This is a genomic window from Chroococcidiopsis sp. CCNUC1, from assembly GCF_023546805.1.
Lineage (GTDB): Bacteria > Cyanobacteriota > Cyanobacteriia > Cyanobacteriales > Chroococcidiopsidaceae > Chroococcidiopsis > Chroococcidiopsis thermalis.
The window spans coordinates 3,554,724-3,573,697 of sequence record NZ_CP097480.1 but is presented as its reverse complement, the minus strand read 5'-3'; the positions used below and the strand labels follow the sequence as shown (position 1 = coordinate 3,573,697).

The 18,974-nt window shown below is 44.2% G+C and carries 20 protein-coding genes and 1 tRNA gene; 11 read left to right on the top strand and 10 right to left on the bottom strand.

Going from position 1 to position 18,974, the window contains the following annotated elements; genetic code table 11:
• The first annotated feature begins 49 nt into the window (after positions 1–49).
• On the top strand, positions 50–1,693 hold the full coding sequence (locus tag M5J74_RS16675) for a glycosyltransferase family 39 protein (protein WP_127022838.1): 1,644 nt from the start codon (positions 50–52) through the stop codon (positions 1,691–1,693).
• 200 nt (positions 1,694–1,893) lie between these two features.
• Complete coding sequence (locus M5J74_RS16670; protein WP_015155204.1) at positions 1,894–2,457, top strand: zinc ribbon domain-containing protein; 564 nt, start codon at positions 1,894–1,896, stop codon at positions 2,455–2,457.
• Positions 2,458–2,528: 71 nt separating this feature from the next.
• Here M5J74_RS16670 and M5J74_RS16665 read toward each other — a convergent pair whose 3' ends face one another.
• A complete protein-coding gene (locus M5J74_RS16665) occupies positions 2,529–3,056 on the bottom strand; it encodes a DUF3172 domain-containing protein (protein WP_015155203.1) in 528 nt (175 codons plus the stop codon).
• Between M5J74_RS16665 and M5J74_RS16660 the strand changes: the two genes are divergently transcribed.
• Positions 3,001–3,153: a hypothetical protein gene (locus M5J74_RS16660; RefSeq protein WP_250012520.1), complete on the top strand. Its 153-nt coding sequence runs from the start codon at positions 3,001–3,003 to the stop codon at positions 3,151–3,153. The genes M5J74_RS16665 and M5J74_RS16660 overlap by 56 nt on opposite strands.
• Before the next feature lie 101 nt (positions 3,154–3,254).
• Positions 3,255–4,064, top strand: a complete 810-nt coding sequence (locus tag M5J74_RS16655; RefSeq protein WP_015155202.1) for an ABC transporter permease — start codon at positions 3,255–3,257, stop codon at positions 4,062–4,064.
• A gap of 198 nt (positions 4,065–4,262) precedes the next feature.
• Here M5J74_RS16655 and M5J74_RS16650 read toward each other — a convergent pair whose 3' ends face one another.
• Positions 4,263–5,084, bottom strand: a complete 822-nt coding sequence (locus M5J74_RS16650; RefSeq protein WP_250012513.1) for a circadian clock KaiB family protein — start codon at positions 5,082–5,084, stop codon at positions 4,263–4,265.
• 154 nt (positions 5,085–5,238) lie between these two features.
• Positions 5,239–6,627, bottom strand: coding sequence for a type IV pilus twitching motility protein PilT (locus M5J74_RS16645; protein ID WP_015155200.1), 1,389 nt, complete (start codon positions 6,625–6,627; stop codon positions 5,239–5,241).
• Positions 6,628–7,253: 626 nt separating this feature from the next.
• Here M5J74_RS16645 and M5J74_RS16640 point away from each other — a divergent pair.
• A complete protein-coding gene (locus M5J74_RS16640; protein WP_015155199.1) occupies positions 7,254–7,634 on the top strand; it encodes a hypothetical protein in 381 nt (126 codons plus the stop codon).
• Between the two features lie 107 nt (positions 7,635–7,741).
• Here the strand turns inward: M5J74_RS16640 and M5J74_RS16635 are convergent, their stop codons facing one another.
• On the bottom strand, positions 7,742–8,122 hold the full coding sequence (locus M5J74_RS16635; RefSeq protein WP_015155198.1) for a hypothetical protein: 381 nt from the start codon (positions 8,120–8,122) through the stop codon (positions 7,742–7,744).
• Positions 8,123–8,220: 98 nt separating this feature from the next.
• Here M5J74_RS16635 and wecB point away from each other — a divergent pair, with 98 nt between their 5' ends.
• Both wecB and M5J74_RS16625 read left to right on the top strand, forming a co-directional pair.
• The gene (gene wecB, locus M5J74_RS16630; protein WP_015155197.1) at positions 8,221–9,321 is read left to right on the top strand and encodes a non-hydrolyzing UDP-N-acetylglucosamine 2-epimerase; all 1,101 of its coding nucleotides are present in this window, start codon (positions 8,221–8,223) and stop codon (positions 9,319–9,321) included.
• Positions 9,322–9,327: 6 nt separating this feature from the next.
• Positions 9,328–10,116: an S-adenosyl-l-methionine hydroxide adenosyltransferase family protein gene (locus tag M5J74_RS16625; protein ID WP_015155196.1), complete on the top strand. Its 789-nt coding sequence runs from the start codon at positions 9,328–9,330 to the stop codon at positions 10,114–10,116.
• A gap of 110 nt (positions 10,117–10,226) precedes the next feature.
• Here M5J74_RS16625 and glgA read toward each other — a convergent pair whose 3' ends face one another.
• A complete protein-coding gene (gene glgA / locus M5J74_RS16620) occupies positions 10,227–11,705 on the bottom strand; it encodes a glycogen synthase GlgA (protein WP_015155195.1) in 1,479 nt (492 codons plus the stop codon).
• A 515-nt stretch (positions 11,706–12,220) separates the two neighbouring features.
• Between glgA and M5J74_RS16615 the strand changes: the two genes are divergently transcribed.
• Positions 12,221–12,607, top strand: coding sequence for a hypothetical protein (locus M5J74_RS16615; protein ID WP_015155194.1), 387 nt, complete (start codon positions 12,221–12,223; stop codon positions 12,605–12,607).
• Here M5J74_RS16615 and M5J74_RS32780 read toward each other — a convergent pair.
• Positions 12,596–12,727: a hypothetical protein gene (locus M5J74_RS32780; protein ID WP_256498136.1), complete on the bottom strand. Its 132-nt coding sequence runs from the start codon at positions 12,725–12,727 to the stop codon at positions 12,596–12,598. The two genes, M5J74_RS16615 and M5J74_RS32780, sit on opposite strands and share 12 nt — an antisense overlap.
• Before the next feature lie 46 nt (positions 12,728–12,773).
• On the opposite strand from M5J74_RS32780, the gene M5J74_RS16610 reads away from it, so the two are divergent.
• The 3 genes from M5J74_RS16610 (at position 12,774) to M5J74_RS16600 (ending at position 13,958) form a co-directional block, all read left to right on the top strand.
• A complete protein-coding gene (locus M5J74_RS16610) occupies positions 12,774–13,649 on the top strand; it encodes a M48 family metallopeptidase (protein WP_250012511.1) in 876 nt (291 codons plus the stop codon).
• Positions 13,628–13,711: transfer RNA gene (locus tag M5J74_RS16605), tRNA-Leu, on the top strand. Before M5J74_RS16610 ends, M5J74_RS16605 begins: the two co-directional genes overlap by 22 nt.
• Positions 13,712–13,748: 37 nt before the next feature.
• A complete protein-coding gene (locus M5J74_RS16600; protein ID WP_015155192.1) occupies positions 13,749–13,958 on the top strand; it encodes a hypothetical protein in 210 nt (69 codons plus the stop codon).
• Between the two features lie 49 nt (positions 13,959–14,007).
• Here M5J74_RS16600 and M5J74_RS16595 read toward each other — a convergent pair whose 3' ends face one another.
• From M5J74_RS16595 to M5J74_RS16580, 4 genes are all read right to left on the bottom strand, one after another.
• Positions 14,008–15,714, bottom strand: coding sequence for a GspE/PulE family protein (locus M5J74_RS16595; RefSeq protein WP_250012509.1), 1,707 nt, complete (start codon positions 15,712–15,714; stop codon positions 14,008–14,010).
• A 456-nt stretch (positions 15,715–16,170) separates the two neighbouring features.
• A complete protein-coding gene (locus tag M5J74_RS16590; RefSeq protein ID WP_106218049.1) occupies positions 16,171–16,875 on the bottom strand; it encodes a Nif3-like dinuclear metal center hexameric protein in 705 nt (234 codons plus the stop codon).
• Between the two features lie 97 nt (positions 16,876–16,972).
• Complete coding sequence (locus tag M5J74_RS16585) at positions 16,973–17,737, bottom strand: rubrerythrin family protein (protein ID WP_106545902.1); 765 nt, start codon at positions 17,735–17,737, stop codon at positions 16,973–16,975.
• A gap of 131 nt (positions 17,738–17,868) precedes the next feature.
• Positions 17,869–18,972 (bottom strand): universal stress protein, encoded by a 1,104-nt coding sequence (locus tag M5J74_RS16580; RefSeq protein ID WP_250012501.1) that lies wholly within the window; start codon positions 18,970–18,972, stop codon positions 17,869–17,871.
• Positions 18,973–18,974: the final 2 nt, after the last annotated feature.

The following is an 18,974-nucleotide window of genomic DNA, read 5'->3' as shown; positions in this document are numbered from 1 at the left end:
TACATGGGATATTTTTGATCTAACTTTTTTGGAAAAGTATTAGCTTTGATTGTTCCTTGTAATTCGAGCTCGGCTATTTTTTCGACTAAATCTTATTAATTTCAGAATGAATATGAGATTAAAGCAAGTCAAACAGATAGATTTATTAGTTTGTATAGGCTTTACGATTTTAGTTTTTCTCTTACGGTTGCCAGCCTTCTTTGAGTTTGGGATCAACAACAACGGTGATGAAGGTTTGTACTTTTTGATAGCCAGAGATTTTCTGGCGGGTAAACTTCCTTATACAGAAATTTGGGACAACAAACCCATTGGGATATACCTAATTTATTGTCTGGGTATAATTCTATTCGGCAATTCAGTTTTTTCAACAGCTATTATGGCTTGTTTGGCTGTTGCACTGACCTGCTTTCTCTTATATAAGTTTGGTACATTACTGGGTAACGGTCAGCGTCAACTTGGATTAATAGCAGGTTTGCTTTACGCTACTTTTTCAACAGGGAACGATGAACTTGCCGCTAATACAGAAATATTTTTTGCCGTTTTTACCACATTCTCATTTTACCAGTTATTTCAAATAAATACTGAGGGTTCAGTGCGCCGCAATTTCCTACGGCTATTTACTATTGGTTTGGCAATGGGAATAGCACTATCAATTAAGCAAGTCGTGATATTTGAGTTCATTGCTATTGTAATTTTAACGGCGATCGCTTTGCGGTTTTTGCCACCAAAAACTAAAAAGTATCGATTCAAACACCTTTGGCGAAGCTACGTGTTTCTGCTTTCTGGTTTTATCCTTCCTACTATCTTAATCGCAGTTTATTTTTGGATTAACGGTCACTTCAACGATTATGTATCTGCTAATTTCACAGCTAACTTATTGCGTGTCACTGGTGAGAGAGTGACATTGGCAAGCTTGGCATCGGGATTGACAATTCAAATTAAGAGGAACTTATTTCTATTATTGGGTTTATTCGCAACACCTCTTTATATGAGAACAATTGGTAGAAATAACTTAGGCGAGAATAAAAAGCTAGTTTATATACTTGTGTGGATATTTGCAGCCATTCTTGGTGTTTCTTCTCCTAAAAGCTTTTATGCAAACTATTTTATTCAAGTTTTACCTTCTTTGGCTTTGTTAAATGCTTATTTAATTAACAATATAGTTTTAAAAATCAATAAATTTACGAATTTTAAAAACATTCTTTTATTGACTTTCATCTTAGTAACGCCGATATTTAATAATTTATATCCTCAAATTCAACTCAGCGGAAAGTATATATACTTTCGCGGTATTAAAGGAATAGAAGATTGGGGAAACACTCCCTCTGCAATTGCTCGATACTTGAATCAAAGAGTGAGTTCTACAGATTATATATATGTCTTTAACTATCACGCAGTAATTTACTGCTTAGTACCAGCTCAAGTACCAACTAGATATGCGTTTCCTCTATTTATCACCACAAAACTAGCAAAAATCACCGGTCAAGATCCGGCTAGAGAGCTAGATACAATTATGGCAAAAAAACCACTTTATGCGATCGTGTCTAGCGATCGCACTGAAAATAAAAATATTTTAGATAGAATGAAAAACTATCTTCGACAAAACTACAAGCTGGAAAAAACTTTTGTGGATCTAGAAAGGGAAATTCCAGGAAGAGAAAGATTACAGATTCAGCTCTATAGAAGAGTGTAGCGGGAAGAGAATTCAAAAGTCAAAAGTCAGAAGTCAAAATTGGGACAAGGGAAACACAATCAAGTCACGAGTCACGAGTCACGAGTAATTCCCTCTACTCCCTGCTCCCTGTTAACTGATAAATGTTAAGCGATCGCTCTTTAACTGCAAGAAGATTAGATAATAATAGTAATTAGGAATTAATCAGTAAAGAGGTTCTCATGGCTTACGTATGCGAGATTGGCACGGGTCAAAGAGCCTACCTCGACAATCAAGGTAAGCAAACAATTGTGACTACTGCTAGTAGTAGCCTCGGACAGCAGCAACAATCGAGTCAAAGTTTTGTGACGGGAAGTTGGACAGCATCCCCAGAATCATTCCGAAATGCTAGCGGTGTAGTCGTCAAAATTACGACTAGTCAGGGACAATACTTTATCCAAATCCAGGGTAATAGTATGGGCATGATGGCTGAATCTCCTTCACTTCAAGGCGCTCAACAAATTCAACTACAGCAGGTCGATTATATTCCTACCTCATTGATGCCACCGATGGAGCCGATGAAACCGATGGAGCCAATGGAGCCGATGAAACCGATGGAGCCAATGAAGCCTATGAAAATGGGTGACATGGAAATGAGTATGAATCCAATGCAAATGCGCATGGGTAACATGGAACTGCGCATGGATAAAGCAGTCTCAGGTACGCACCGCTTTTGCAGTCAGTGCGGTACGGAAGTCAGTCCGAGCGATCGCTTCTGTTCTGCTTGCGGACATCGCTTGCAGTAATTCATTTAGTTTTAGGGGGCGTACAGCTAGCTGTACGCCCCCATAAATACCTGATTAGCCTTTTTTAGCTTTTAGAATTGTTCGGTCTGACCAGGCGTACCGCCAGATTGCGTCAGATAGAAATTCTTGGCTCCGTCATTTTGATAAACGCAATTAATTTCTGGAGAAGTGCCTAAATCTCCCGTAAAACCAAACGTATTCATTCGGTTTTTGCAATCTCGCACTTGTTCGTTAGTCACTAATTTACGGTCTTCTAAAAGATTCCAGCTGTTGGTTCTCAGCACGCAACCTGGGCGCATACTAGGCTGAGATACATACACGTTGAAGGGGTTGAGAGAAACAAATAGTCTAGTATCCATGACCATTGCACTAGCGCCATACTGCACGCACAGATCGGCATTAGGTGCGGCGCGATCGATAAACTCGCGAGAGGCAACGTTTCGAGTATCGGTAATTGTCGTGGAACTAAAAGCAATGCCAATACCAATTCCTAAGATCAACACAGCCGCCAGTACCATAACCGAAAGGTAATTAAAGGCAGTTTTGACTGGTGAAGACTTCGGAGCAGGTGCAGTTCTAGTAGTAGCTTTACGTCTCATCGTTGATAGGGGTGTAGGGTGTAGGGATAAGAAAGACTTAGGGACGAGGGAGACAAGGGAGACAAGGGGGACAAGGGGGACAAGGAAGAAATTCTAGCCACTAGCCACTAGTCACTAGTCACTCTCTTTCCCGACTTCCCGATCCCTGATTTTTCATAAAATTAAGAAGTATGAATTCGTAGTTCGGACTCAAAGTAAGTGGATTTTCAAGTTGGCACGTTAAAAGCAAGAAAGAGTTATCTACAAACCCTGATAGCAGATAGTTTAACGATATTTTGGGGCGATTGGCTAGAATTACGAGTGCGGATTGCCCAAGTTGCTGCTTCAGGCTTAGTGTCGCCCTTGATTTATATTTTGGCGTTTGGTCTGGGTTTGGGAAGTTCGTTGCCCAAGCCTGCTGTAGGTGATAGCTATCTAGAGTTTATCTTGCCTGGAATGGCGGCGCTATCGTCCATGACCATTAGCTTTGGTGGCACGACATTTTCAATTTGTGGCGATCGCCTATTTGCCAAAACCTTTGAGGAATTGCTCTTAGTCCCCGTTCATCCCCTTGCCTTACACATGGGTAAAATGCTAGCTGGAGTTGTGAGGGGGTTAATGACTTCAGCGGCGGTGGTTTTAGTGGCGGCGATCTTTACTGGTAAGGTTTGGAGTTTTCTCAATCCCTTGTTCTGGCTGCTGTTAATTTTGAACTGTGCTGTATTTGCCGGGTTGGGGGTAATAGTTGGGTTAAAGGTGCGATCGCTCGAAAGCGTAGGTTTGGTTAACAACTTTCTCATCGTGCCAATGTCATTCCTGGGAGCCACATTTTTCGAGCCTGGGACGCTACCAGGTTTCCTCAAAGTGGTTGTTTACCTTTTACCACTAACCTACACCAGTATTGGGCTAAGAGCGGCTGCGTATTTACCACTATCGCAGTTTCCTTGGTATAGCATTCTTGTTTTATTCATAGTCGCGATCGCCTTATCTCTTTACGGTGCTTACTTGTTCTCCCACCAGCAGGATTAGTCAGGGAGCGCACGAGCAGTGAAGAATCGGGTGTGGGGTGTAGGGTGTGGGGTGTGGGGTGTAGTGAGTGGTGCGCGATCGCTTCTGACTTGTGACTTGTGACTTGTCTTGCTCCCTCAGCAACCTTGCGCTCCCGATCGCTCCGCGACTCTCTCTTCTCTCCCTTGTCCCCCTTGTCTCCCTGGTCTCCCTGGTCTCCTATAATTCCGGCGATATCAGCAATTTCAAAATCTTAGCCGTGTTATCTAAGTCACCTACGAGTCTTCGGACTGGGTGAGGCCACGCTCTGACTAAAGTAGGGGTAGCAGAAACTTGATATAGTTCGGCTTGCTCTGGATGTTTAAAGACATCGACAACTTTTAAGGTGTAAGGATGGCGTAGCGATTGTTCTAGCAGCTGATGTAAAGTCTGAAGGATTCGCTCGGTATTTACACTGTGTCCCGCTACAAATAAGCGCAGCACGTAACCTAGCTTTTCGGAATATTGAGATTCTGCTGGGGTTGCCTCTGTAGCTGTAACTGTGGTTTCTATTTCCGGTGCTTTTAGCTCCGTCTGAGAGAAATTAGCAGTCGCATCATATCTCATATGTGGGGTAGCAGTGGATGGATCGAACCGCACGATCAAACCACGATCGTCCCACAATTGGGGAAAACAAGCGCGATAGGTAGCTAATGCGATCGGATCGCAAAATTCTTCCGACCAAGGAGCTGCCTGCCACACTAATTCTCCGACATCAAAAACTGCATTGAGTAATGCCTGATGGCGCATCACTAATGGATAAGCTTCAGCAAAGGTTTGGATGTGCTGAGTCTGTGGATCTAACCAACAATCTAGCGTTGCTGTGTAGCAAGGAACGAGAAAGTGGGGTGGCTCTGGCAGTCCTAGTATTTGTTGTAGCTCCATGCATAACTGTAAATGCCAGCGCTGCTGTTTAGAGCGATCGATACAATAAATCAGATCCCCCCCCCGCGTAAACAGGGCGATGCCTTTAAATACTTGGAGCGATTTGGAATGACTCAATTTTAGCGGGGGTTAGAGTAAGGACAAGAGAGACGAGGGAGAACAAAAGAGACAAGGGGGACAAGGAAGCAGAGGAGCAATTCAAAATGAGCAATCCAAAATTCAAAATCTAAAATTTCCCTCACTCCTCACTCCTCACTCCTCACCCCTCTTCCTAGACTCGACCTCTAAGGGTCATAGCCATTTCATTGGGTTTGGGTGAGGCTTCTAGGGCTGTTTCTTCCGTGATTCGTCCTTGTTCGTATAGCTGATACAAAGACTGGTTCATGGTACACATACCCTCGAAGCCACAACGAGGAATAATTGCCTCTATTTCTTCAACCTGATTACGTATAATGTAATCTTTAATTGCGTCTGTATTAATCATAATTTCGTGTACGGCTGCTCGTTTGCTATCTGTAGTACGAACTAAGCTTTGAGCGATGACTGCTACGAGCGATTCAGCCACCTGAATTCGCATGGGTCCCTGTTCTTCGGGATTGTAAAGGTTCAAGATCCGTTCGATAGTTTTTACAGCGCTGTTTGTGTGCAACGTACCAAATACTAAGTGTCCGGTTTGTGCTGCTTTGAGGGCTGTGTTCACTGTCTCGCGATCGCGCATTTCCCCAATCAGAATGATATCTGGGTCTTCTCGCAAGGATGCTTTGAGGGCGTTATCGAATTTTAATGTATGAATTCCTACTTCCCGTTGCTTGATCAACGACTTTTGACTAACATGCACGAATTCAACTGGATCTTCAATTGAAATGATATTCTTCGGCATCGTCTTGTTGATAAAGTCGATCATTGCTGCCATCGTGGTAGACTTACCCGAACCTGTCGGTCCTGTCACCAAAATTAATCCTTTGTGGTAGTGGCATAGATCTCTAAATACCTGTGGCAAATTCAGTTGTTCCATTGTTAAGATTTTTAACGGAATCAGCCGCAGTACCATTGCTGGACCATTCAGAGCAACAAAAATATTGATCCGCACCCGCACCAATCCTTCATATTGGGTTGCACCGTCAAATTCTAAATCTTCTTTGAATTGCTCGATTTGCCGATCGCTCAGAATTTCTCGCAGCCAACTGAAAAAAATCTCTTCGTCGATCGGGGGATGATCGGTAAGTATAATTTGACCGCGATCGCGAAAGCGCGGTACTTCACCTACTCCTAAATGTAAGTCGGAAATACCGCGATCGTATGCTTCTCGTACCAATTGTTCTAATGTAGGCGCGTTACTAATTTTACTTTGTCTGGGACGGACAGCACTAGGTGGTGCTGGTCTAGGTACGTTGAGACGAGGACTTGTAGATGGTAAGGGTAACGGTTCTTCCGGCGGATTCACCGCTACATGAGTGCTGGGTATCGGCTGGATTGGCTGCGTCGAATTCACCCCTGTCACATTCACCGCTACATGGGTGCTGGGTATCGGCTGGATTGGCTGCGTCGAACTCACCACTCCCGTATCTCCACTGGAATTCATTCGCTGCGGTGGTGGTGGTATGGGAGGAACGCGGGGTGCGGGAGGTGGATAATTTGGCTGACGTTGGGGTTCTGTCATATGCCTCAAGTCTGTGTGATTACACGTTTAGTTTTCCCCTAATCAGTTATCAGTTATTCAGTGACTAGAGACTGGTGACTAGTGACTAGATGAAGAATTCAGCCACTGGCTACTAGCCACTTGTGACTCACTATTCACTAGTTATAAAAATTCAGTTATAAAAATTCATGAACTTGCTTTGAGGATAGTTTTAATCTAACGATTATCAAAATGAGGAATTAAGGTGGGCGATCGCTTTCTTTTTGGTCAATAAGTCTGGGAGGAATTATGAGAAACCACCACTGTATTTATACGAAATGTTAAGCCAATAAGGGTGCGATCGTTTTCTGGATTGACTCGTGGTTCTGCTTCACAAAAGATTTATCGCTCGATCTTTGTGAAAGCTAGTATCTAAAAGACTTTGAGGTTATATATCTCAAGATAGATGTTGTGACTTGCAAAGCATTTTCATATGCTTTTCCGTTCGGATTTATAAACAGAAATTATCTAGTGTAAAGATTAATAACTATCCGATCATCTTATCTATGGGTATCTGTATACTAATTTTCAATAGGGCTTAACTGGCTCCGACTCGGCGTACAGAATTTTACAAATCTGAATTTTTGCATTGACTTTGGAGAGAAACTATGGCTTTAACTCAAAGCTCCAATTTAGGGACATCTTCTTCTTTATTTACACTCAAAAGCTTTTTAATCTGGAGTTTCACATTAGCAGTTTGTTTGCTCGTTGTGGGCTTTCCTTTAGTCGTTTTGATGGCTACAGTAGCCTTCTTGTTGTCGATGGTACTGCAATCTGTGATGCCAGTAAGTGCGGTTTTATTAGTAGCAGGAAGTGTAATTGGTTTCAACGTTTTGGCAGTGCTGATTGGAGCTAGTATGTTGACTTTGAAAGGAATTCACCCACATGAAGTTAAATGGTTGAGCTGGCTGCATGGCGAGGCAGATGACATTGATACTTCCGTCTATGCAGCTTGTCCTTTGACCTGCGATACGGAGCCAAAGTTCTAGCGGAAGCTAAGTTTATTTCATCCAAATAATGCATCTGCCCAGTGACCAGCTGGGTTTTTTCATTTTTGTAGAGCTGTCGATAAGTAGCTAACGATATACTATCGGGTCTATTGGGAATAACCTTGTCTTTTATAAGCAAAATAACGATTTAAATCTTTGCTACTTGCCATATAGACCGGAATAATAGCGCTAAGAACGATCGCGATCGAACTTCCAACGATCGAAATAGTAGAAAGCCTTGAACTCAGTGCCACAATCACTGCGATTAGACTGACAACAAACAAACTACAGATACCAATTAGAAGCCATTTTGCCCATTTTCGCCCCTGCATCACAAAATACATCACGACAATTGTTAGTAAGATACGACCGATAGCCCACCTGTCCCGTACTGCGATCGCTAATGTAACGTCTAAAATGCAGAGTAGTAGAAACATAGCGAGTAATTTATTTCGAGCTTGCATAGCTGCTCGGTCGAGCTGAGTCATGGTTTTTGTAGTAAGGGTAAGACATTGATATTTACTGTACGATAAATGACCGTTGACCAATTACCATTGACCAATGAACCACTAGCAAAACCAGCTCAATGAAAAAAGTCTGCATTATCTTAGGCACTCGCCCAGAAGCAATTAAGCTAGCACCAGTGATTCAGGTGTTTCAACGCGCACCTCAGTTTGATACCCAAGTTGTTCTAACCGGACAGCATCGAGAAATGGTTGCTCAAGTCATGCAACTATTCAACCTTAAGGCAGATGCAGATTTGGAAATTATGCAATCGCAACAATCTCTGAGCGATATTACTTGTCGCAGTCTGCGAGGATTGGAAACCCTGTTTGAACAGCAGCAGCCGGACTTAGTTTTAGTTCAAGGGGACACGACTACGGCTTTTGCAGCTGCTTTGGCAGCATTCTATCAAAAAATTCCGGTAGGACATGTAGAGGCGGGACTGAGAACAGACAATATATACGATCCATATCCAGAGGAAGCAAATCGCAGATTGATTTCTCAGTTGGCACATTTGCACTTTGCCCCCACGCCGCAAGCAGTAGAGAATTTGCAACGTTCTGGCGTTTTAGGAGAAATTCATCAAACGGGTAATACGGTCATTGACGCATTGCTATCGGTAGCAGAACAGCAACCAGCTTGTCAGATCGATGGTTTAGAGTGGGACAAATATAGAGTTTTATTAACTACAGTGCATCGGCGAGAAAACTGGGGCGAACCGCTTCAGGGAATTGCCCAAGGTTTTTTGCAGATACTAGAAAAGTTTGAGGATACAGCTTTATTGTTGCCATTGCATCGCAATCCGATCGTGCGCGAACCGCTACAAGAGATTTTAGGTCAGCATCCTAGAGTCTTCTTGACAGATCCGCTAGATTATGGAGAATTAGTAGGGGCGATCCAGCGATCGCACTTGCTGTTAACTGATTCTGGTGGTTTGCAAGAAGAAGCACCGAGTTTGGGTAAACCAGTTTTGGTCTTGCGTAAAACGACAGAAAGACCTGAAGCAGTGACGGCTGGAACGGCAAAATTGATTGGAACCCAAACAGCAGAAATCGTCATGGCGGCGGCTGAGTTGTTAAGTAACCCAACTGCTTATGAAAAAATGGCAACAGCTATTAATCCTTTTGGAGACGGACACGCAGCGGAACGAATCTTACAGGCTGTGACCAATTACATATGCTAATAACTTATGCAAATTAACCTGATTGCAGATTATGGAAATGGCGACCCAGCTTTTGCTGAAGTTACCCAACGGCTATTGATGTCGTTACCAACAGCGCAAATTCATTGGGTTTCCGTACCACCATTCAGCACGCTAGCCACTGGCTTTTGGGTGGCTCAACTCGGACTAAATCCCGGTACAGCAGAAAGGCTAATTTATCATAATTGTGCGCCGCGCCAGGACGACGCACAACCCAGGAAAGACAATGAAGGGGAGGGACTGACATACGTACTGTTACCCAACAACGTCAAAGTTGTGGGAGTTAATGCAGGTTATACTCTGTCTTTCATTAAGTCGGCAGCACAGACGATCAAAATTGTCAAGGTTTCTCGCGGCGGTTCGCAATTTCGATCGCGAGACGTATTTCCTCAAGCAGCAGCAGCGATCGCCTCTGACGATCTGAGTTTGTTAGGCGACGAGTTAGATCCGCAGCAGATTCCCGATCCACCAAGCGATCGCGTGGCGTGGATCGATGGCTACGGTAACATTAAAACTACCATTTCCGCCGATCGCGTCAACTTAGAACCAGAAACTAAGGTAACGATTCGAGTAGGGGATACGGTCAGCGATGCCGTGTATTCGGATGGTAGTTTCCGCGTTCCCGAAGGGACGTTGGCTTTTGCGCCAGGGAGTTCTGGCTGGCAAGATCCGAATGGAAAGCAGATTCGTTGGATGGAATTATTTCTACGTGGGGGCAATGCTTGGGAGAGATTCGGCAGACCTCGGATCGATCGCGTCGTGACTTATAGCAAGTAATGGGTAATGGGTAATTGGTCGTATTACTGTAGGGGCAGGTTTTTCAAAGATCTCTGTCAATTACGAAGAGATTGAAAAACCCGCCCTCAAAGGATTGACTGGGTAAGCAATTATTGATGCCGAATGCGATCGTAAATTTTCAGATATTCCGTGCCTGGATGGTTCCAAGAGTAGTCGTATGCCATGCCTTGTAGGGCAAGCTGGCGAAACTCTTGAGGATGGTTGTACCACAAACCAATCGCCCGATCCATTGCCGATTCTAAAGCACCGTAATCGGTCTGATAGAAGACGTAACCGTTACGTTCTTCTGGAGATTTGTTGGGATCGTAGTCGCGATCGAACACCGTATTGACCAGCCCGCCAACTCCGCGCACGATCGGTACAGTACCGTATTTCATCCCAATTGTCTGCGTCAATCCGCAAGGTTCGTAATTACTGGGGACGAGAATCATATCAGCGCCAGCATAGATGAGGTGAGATAATTCTTCGTTAAAACCGAGTTCTAAATGGCAGTCGGGGTTATCGTTTAAAAAGTTTTTCTCATGTTTGAAATGAGCGTTGATTCCTGGTTCTGTCGCCGAACCTAGTAAGACGAACTGCGCTTCTCTCTGGAGAGCATAATAGATCGCGTGATGGACGAGGTGAACCCCTTTTTGATTATCTAATCGACCGATGTAGGCGATAACTGGTTTTTTTGGTTCGTCGCGCAGTAAAAGCCGTTCTCGCAAAGCTTTTTTGTTATAGACTTTTTGCTCAAAATCGTCTGAGCTGTAGTTAAAAGGTATGTATCGGTCTACTTCTGGATTCCAGAAATCGTAATCAATACCGTTGAGAATGCCGCTAAATTTATCTTGATGCTGGTGTAGGGTATGACCTAGACCACTGCCAACTTCTGTATAATGAGCTTCCCAAGCATGGTTAGGTGATACAGTCGTGACGGCGTTAGAGTAGACAATCCCCCCTTTCATCAGGTTGATGGCAAAGGGATTGAAATTATCTTGTAGCTTGTCGTATTGGAAGTAATACTCTGCCTGATTCAGTCCTGTTGCTTGTAAGACTTCGTTTCCAGCAATCCCTTGGTGTTTGAAGTTGTGGATCGTGTAACAAACTCGTTGGTTCCCCATGCCATGATATTTGTAGATTTCATACAGCATCACGGGTACTAGCCCTGTTTGCCAGTCGTGACAATGAATCACATCGGGGCGCTTATTACTCTGGTGCAGAAACTCTAAAGCGGCTTTGCTGAAAAAAGCAAATCGCATATTGTCATCATTACAACCGTAATAGCAGCCGCGATTGAAGAAGTCATCTTGAGAATGCGGTTCGATAAAGAAACAAACTCGCCCGTGTACCCAACCACAGTAGACAGAACAGTGAACTCTACCGTCGTACCAAGGAACCCATAAGTCGCGGTAGGCATCGTGCAATCCCCATATGTGATCGTAGCGCATACAATCATATTTGGGCAGGATCAGCTCGACACTATTTCCCCGAATCTCTAATTCCCGACTCAGCCCGTAGACGACATCGCCTAAGCCGCCTGCTTTGATAACGGGAGCGCATTCAGAGGCAATTTGCACGACATACATCTTTAACTTTCTCCTCGCTTAACAGCTTAATAAAAGTTCATTTTTATATTTCATCCATTATATGAAAAATGTACTCATTGACAATAGCTGACGTAAGTGATAGCTAATCGTGTTTTAGTCGTGGTGATTGTTATAGGGTTTTGGAGAGTTGCCAGTTGACGGGAAATGTCACTCTCCGCACATGATGGCTTGTACTGAAAGAACAGTTAATAAAAATGTAAGGTATCGTCATACATTTCTCTCGTTAGATAGAAGACAGCTTTTTCCGATTTTTTGAAGTAAAATTTTGTGAAAATGTTTGAACCAAGTTAACAATTACTGATTTACTAATAGCCAGGAAAATACAGAATAAGCTAGGCTGAAACTGAGCCACAATTAGCACTTCTGCATGATTGAATGCGATCGCCTGCCTTCATTGATATTAAAAGTTGAGCGAGATAAAAAATGTGGCAGATGTGACGCAAAGTTGGTAAAAAAATCTCAAAAATGTTGGTAAGCAGTATGGAAATTAAGTTATGAAACTGATTTACAACAAAGAAAAACCAACCGCAATTGAAAAGGCTGAAATTGAAAATACCTTAATTGAGATGTGCGATCCTCAAACGAGGGCTTTGTTACGTCTGGCTGTAGATTTTAACGTTTGGTCTTGCGAACAATCCAACCGCCCTAAGCTGATGGTACACTGCAAAAGCCGCGAAGTGACGGCAGCAATCGGTTCCAGGCAAGAGATCCTCAAAAAACTACTTCAGCGCATCCTCGGTTGCGAGGTGACAATGGAAATCTACTACAACATTCCTGAAGGACTCGTGTACTTCGACACTGAAGGCGCAGTTGCACCCGCGAAATGGTATCTTTGCAATCGCAAAGATTGCGGTTCGATGAAAATTCCTCTACCGGATTGAATTGGTAATGGGTAGTTGGTAGTTGGTAGTTGCATAGCGATCGCTGACAACTGAATTCGCTATACTGACTGTGAGATGTTGACTGCGATGTTGCTGATGACAGCGGGTCGGCGATCGCATCTACTTTATTACCTTTTATTACTCTACAAACTGGTTCGCAATACTCATGTCTTCTCTCAAGACGCAGTTAGTTGGGCTTAAAGCAGATTCTTTTCGTCATCCTTTAGACTTAGAAGCAACTAAAGCACTCAAACAAATTCCTGGTGTCGATTTGTTGGTGCGAAATTTATTGGGACAGTTGGCAGAACAATTTTTCTATATTGAAAATATTGCCTCAAGTATTCTGGTGAGCGATCGCCAATTACCGCAATATCATCAACTGTTAATAGAAGCGTGTCGGGTTTTGGATCTGGAACCGCCGCAGTTGTATGTCAGACAGCACCCAGTCCCCAATGCTTACACTTTTGCTATGCGGGGCAAACAGCCATTTATTGTCATGCACACTTCACTGATCGATCTGCTGACACCAGAGGAAGTGCAGGCGGTGATTGCTCACGAATTGGGTCATCTCAAATGCGACCACGGGGTCTATTTGACGTTAGTGAATTTGATTGTCCTCGCAGCCGGACAACTGCCTAATGTGGGTCAGTTACTCGTCCAAACCCTACAGGCGCAACTATTAGAATGGGTACGCTGTGCTGAGTTTACCTGCGATCGCGCTGCCTTGCTAGCGACTCAAGACCCCAAAGTTGTGATGTCGATATTGATGAAACTCGCTGGTGGTTCTCCCGTTCTGGCTTCCCAGCTCAATCTCGATGCTTTTATCGAGCAAGCGCGCGCTTACGACAATATTAGCAATACTGAAATTGGCGAAATGCTGAAATCAGCTCACTCCTCTCAACTCACCCATCCCGTGCCAGTCTTACGCGCTAGAGAGATCGATCGCTGGGCATCTGGTCGCGAATATCAAAACTTGTTAGAAAATACAAAAATAGATTACAATGGTAAAGCTGAAAAAAAGGGCGGGTGGCGAAACTGGTAGACGCACTTGACTCAAAATCAAGCGGGCTTAAACCCATAGGAGTTCGATTCTCCTCCTGCCCATCAGCACAATACCAGAAAAGCTGCAAAGGAGCAGAGTATGCGACTCAAACGATGGGAGTCGCCCCGTCGCGAAGGTAGAAACGACAAAGGTAGAGGCGGTGCGGCAAGAGCCAGACAACTGAAGAAACAGGCGCAGATGATGCGTCAAAGGCTCAAAGAAGGCGATAAAGCCGAAGACAGTAAAAATAACCGCAAGAAAGAGGGGAAGGAAAACAAAAATCCTTCCCCTCTTTTTTTAAATATGTAGGGGCGCACAGCTGTGCGCCCCTACATTCAAATGAAATACATACCGCGAGCTATTGCATTCTCCCCAATTCAGGCAGCTTGCGCCCGTTTAATTCATATTCCGATTCAGCCAAGCTATCACTAGCAAAATGGTTGTTGTACAAAGCACAACGAGGTAGGACGCGCAAGACTTCTTGTACGGTGGTCAACCCAGCCATCACCTTCTCTACCGCTGCCTTGCGGAAAGATGCATAGTTAATCTCTCGTAGGTAGCGCTGTAACTGGGTCATCGTACCTTCGTAGATAATATCGCGGATGCGATCGTCTACGTCAATTAACTCGACCACTGCTTCCCGTCCCAAAAATCCAGAGTTGAAGCACATCGAGCAACCTCGACCTTTACGCCACGTATCAGTACGTATGTCTCGTCCCAATCCCAGCACTTTCAAATCTGTTTCTGTAGGGGTATAAGGCTCGCTGCAATGGGGACAAACACGACGTACCAAACGCTGAGCCACTACTCCCAACAACGCATCGCTTAACAAACCAGGATCTATACCTAAATCCTTCAGACGCGGAATTGCCCCGAGTGCATCATTCGTGTGCAGAGTGGTAAATACCAAGTGTCCGGTTAGCGCTGCTCTGACTGCGGTTTCTGCGGTTTCGCTATCGCGAACTTCACCGACCATGATAATGTCTGGATCTTGACGCAAAATTGCCCGCATCCCTGCGGCAAATGTCATTCCTGCGGCTTCGTGAACTTGAGTTTGAGTAATTCCTGGCAGGACGTACTCAACCGGATCTTCTACCGTGACGACGTTAACGTGTTCTTTAGCAACATTCTGCAAACTCGTATAAAGTGTACTAGTTTTACCGCTTCCCGTGGGACCTGTCAGAATAATCATGCCTTGGGGTTGCTCTAACCAAGCTTTGTAGGCGTTCATCGTTTCTGGAACAAAGCCCAGGTTACCCAAGTGAGTAAAGGGGTTTTCTCGGGGTAAGAGGCGGATAACTGCTTTTTCGCCATTGACGCAGGGCAGGGTACTGACGCGCATGTCCATGTTGAGTTCTGCTTCATCGCCTGAAGCATACTTTTCCTCAATCCTGCCATCTTGCGGGCGGCGGTGTTCGGCAATGTCCATGTTGCACATCACCTTCAACGCCATCACGACGCGGCGGCTCATTGTTATTGGTAAGGTGGTAATGTCACGTAGCACGCCATCAATTCGATAACGCACTCTCAAGCCATCTACCATTGGCTCTAAGTGGATGTCGCTAGCTCGGTTGCGTAATGCTCCAGAGATGATAGTTTTGATCCGCTCGATTTGATCGCCAGCTTTGCTCAAATAAATTTCTGTAGTTTCGCTGATGTCCTCTTGCTCAAGTTGTCCCGTAATCGGGTTAACTATGGGCATAGAGCTGATCCGATTGGGATTGAGGCTTTGAGAGTGAAACCAAGTACGGTAGCTTTTGTCTGCAATGGGGACGACTTCGATTTGGCTACCCGTGCGCTGTTGTAGTTGGGCTAGCGTTTCTGAGTCGAGGGATACGGGCGAACCGAGATAGTAACATCCACGCCACAATAGCAAGGGAATAGCTGGAGGCAAGGAAGTTTTATCGGGAAAGTGGCGCAAAAATCTGCTACTAACTTCCTTATCTAGTAGTGTTTGGTTGACAATTCCTTCATTATCTACTAGAAGGGCGATCGCTTCAGAACAGCTCAATTCGTTCTTTTTGAGCCGTTGCCAAGCGGAGGTAATGTTTGGGGAAGCTTGCATGATTCCTCTGTAAAAGATTTGTGTAGCAGCATTGACAGATATTGCACGCCAAACACTTCAAGCAAAACTATAAATTGCCCAACTTGCCGACGCTAGGGGATGTTCTCGAATTAATTTACTAACATAATTTAATGAACTTATAAAAATTCCTTCATAAACTTATCTTCACTTTCATTCAATCTTCAAGCGGACTTTTACTGTAACTTCATTTTATTTTTTATACCAACTGCTCGTTACTTCCGTGAATGTACAGTTATATTCTAGAAAAATCTCGTCCAAATATGAGTTTGATTATAACGTTTTTGACCTACTAAAGTCACATTTTTTACATTAAATTTAAGCATATACGTATGAGAAAATATTACCGCCAAATCCGATCGCGTAATTAGTTTCGTTGTTGATAAGAAAGTAGTGCGTAGTGCGTGAGTTAAATTATTCTTCCCTACTCCCTGCTCCCTACTCCCTTTCTTCACCGATGACTGATAACCCAGACCAGCGATCGCGCAACAGTCCGGCAAGGGATTTTAAACCCCATTGTTCGCAACGGCGATGTCCCACTGCGATCGCACTAATTTCCGTTTCCTTCAAAGCTTCAACGGCTGGCTGCCGCATTTGTCCAGTGACATACAAATTAGCGCCGCGTGTTGCAGCTTCCCTAACTAGTTCATCGTTCATTCCTCCTACAACTGCTATACGCGAAACTTCTACTGTTCTACTTAGATGTACTTCTTCTAGTCCGCCAAAAATTTCGGTAATGCAATGTAAATATTCCGCGATCTTTTGCTGAGGTATGTTACCAATCGCACCAATCGCTCGCCCTTGTTTTTCTCCCAGTACCTCCAAGTCTGACATAGATAATACATTCGCTAGACGGGAATTAAACCCCAATGTCATGCACTCGTCAAATGCCAAGTGATAGGATAAGACTCCAATATCTGGCAATAATTTCGCTTGCAATTTCCAAGGACGATGGAGAAACAGTGCATCCAATTTTTGTTTCTCAACCCACTGTGGCAAATTTTCCCCCGGCTCTAAAGCTAGTCCTATTCTACTAATTGGGCGCGGTGATGGTATGTAAACACCACCCCTTTCAGAAGCAGAATAGCGCTCGATCGCAAAAAAGCGATCCAGAAATTGAGCTAAATCGTTTAAGTAAGGCATGGAGGTCAGTTCTTAGTGGCTAGTGATTGGTGGCTAGTGACTAGATAAAGATTCTAGCTACTAGCCACTAGCCACTCACAAATGACAAATGACAAATTTAAACGGCTGCTAATTCTTGCGGTTGAGAGTCGGCTGGCGTTTCGGCGGGAGCGCCTTCTGTTACTAAAGAACGTGGTTTGTCTTTGCCTTGAAGCATATTGCTGGTAAATGCGATGAGAGCATTGACTTTGCGGGTGCGCCACTCGTCTACGAGTTGTTGCACTTGGTTTGCAGGCATTCGCCGCATCATGGCTTCATAGAGGTAGTTGGCGTGACCAGTTTCATCTTGAGCTACACTCAGAAGGCTCTTTTTCAGGTTACGGCTAGTTGGTTCGTCTTCAGGTAATACATTTGCCATGCGGACGAAATCTTTGCTAGCATCCAACTCTAAAATGTAGGTGCTAGCTAGAAATACATTCCACTCCATATTTTCCGGCTTAAGCTGCTCTGGGGAGTAGCCTTTGAAGAAAGCATCAAAAAAGGGACTGCGCTGCTGTTCCTTGGGTTTTTCCTCTGGCGTTTTTTCGCGCTCCCGCTTGAAATCGATGACTTGTTTATTCAGTTGTTTCAAAGCATGGGCGAAAATTTGACCGTGCCTAGTTTCATCAGCTGCGTGTTTTGCCAGTTTCTCAGCCAACCACTCATCGCCTTCTACGCCAGCACGTTGACTCAATTTTGTCAAGAAGGGAACCGAGCCTGATTCTGCTAATTGGAAGCCAGCGAGAGTATTGGGACGTGTGAGGGGATCGCGGATTTGTCGAGCAGTATAGTACGCGATCGCACCCGAACCTACCACATGGAGAACGTAAGTTAAAAAGTTCATGCCTGCTGCATCTGGAAGATTTCTCTGTTTTATCCTAGTACATTTGTTAGGGAGCAGGGAGGTAAGAGAGCTGGGGGAGCTGAGGAGGCGCAAGGTTGCTGAGGGAGAAAAATGACTTACGACTTACGACTTCATAATGGTTCTTTTTTGTCGGTTGCGATGATGTGCAGATCGATATTTTTTAGCAATCGGACTAATTTTTGAGTTAAGGAGCCTTTCAATAAGATTTTCCAACGAGATCGTTGGCTTTCCCCAATGACGATTTGCGTGACATGATACTTACAGGCTACATCCGCGATCGCTTTGGCAATGTCATGATTTTTGACACGAATAAATGTACCGCCAAATTCTTGACACAATTTTTCACAAGTCTCGACGTGTAGGCTTTCTTCCCTAGTGAGGAATTTATCTGGATCTTCCACAAACACAACGTAGAGTGGTGCATTCATGTAACCAGCAATTCTTGCCCCTCGCCGCAAGAGCTGAACGGAGTTAGGATAAGTTGATACGCAGACTAATACTCGTTCGTGAATGTTACAATACTGTCCGTCTAGGTCATTGCCGTTGTTACGGGCGCTCAGTTCTAGGGCATCGTCTTCAACGTTATCGGCGACTTCTCTTAGTGCTAGTTCGCGCAAAGCGATCAAATTGCGGCGTTGGAAAAAGTTTTGCAAACATTGGTCGATTTTGTTAGAAGCGTAAATTTTACCTTCTAACAATCTTTCTTCTAAAGTTTCTGGCGTGACATCGACTACCACCACCTCATCTGCTTCGTCGAGTAGGCGATCGGGAACGCGCTCTCGTACTACAATTCCTGTTATCCGCGCTACGAGATCGTTAAGACTTTCGAGGTGTTGAATGTTGACAGTAGAGTAGACATCAATTCCCGCTCTTAAAATATCTTCTACATCCTGATAGCGTTTTTCGTGGAAGGAATCAGGGACATTCGTATGAGCGAGTTCGTCTACTAATACTAACTGAGGCGATCGCTTGATAATTGCCTCTGTATCCATTTCTGTTAATGTCATACCGCTACGCATAATGTGTTGGCGCGGTACGATCTCTAGTCCTTCAGCTTTTTGTGCTGTTTCTTTCCTTCCGTGGGTCTCTAGCAATCCAATAACAATATCAATTCCTTCTCGCTTTAAGGCGTGACCTTCATCTAGCATTCGATAGGTTTTTCCTACCCCAGGAGCCATACCAATAAAAATTTTATGCTTGCCTTTTTTCGCCATTT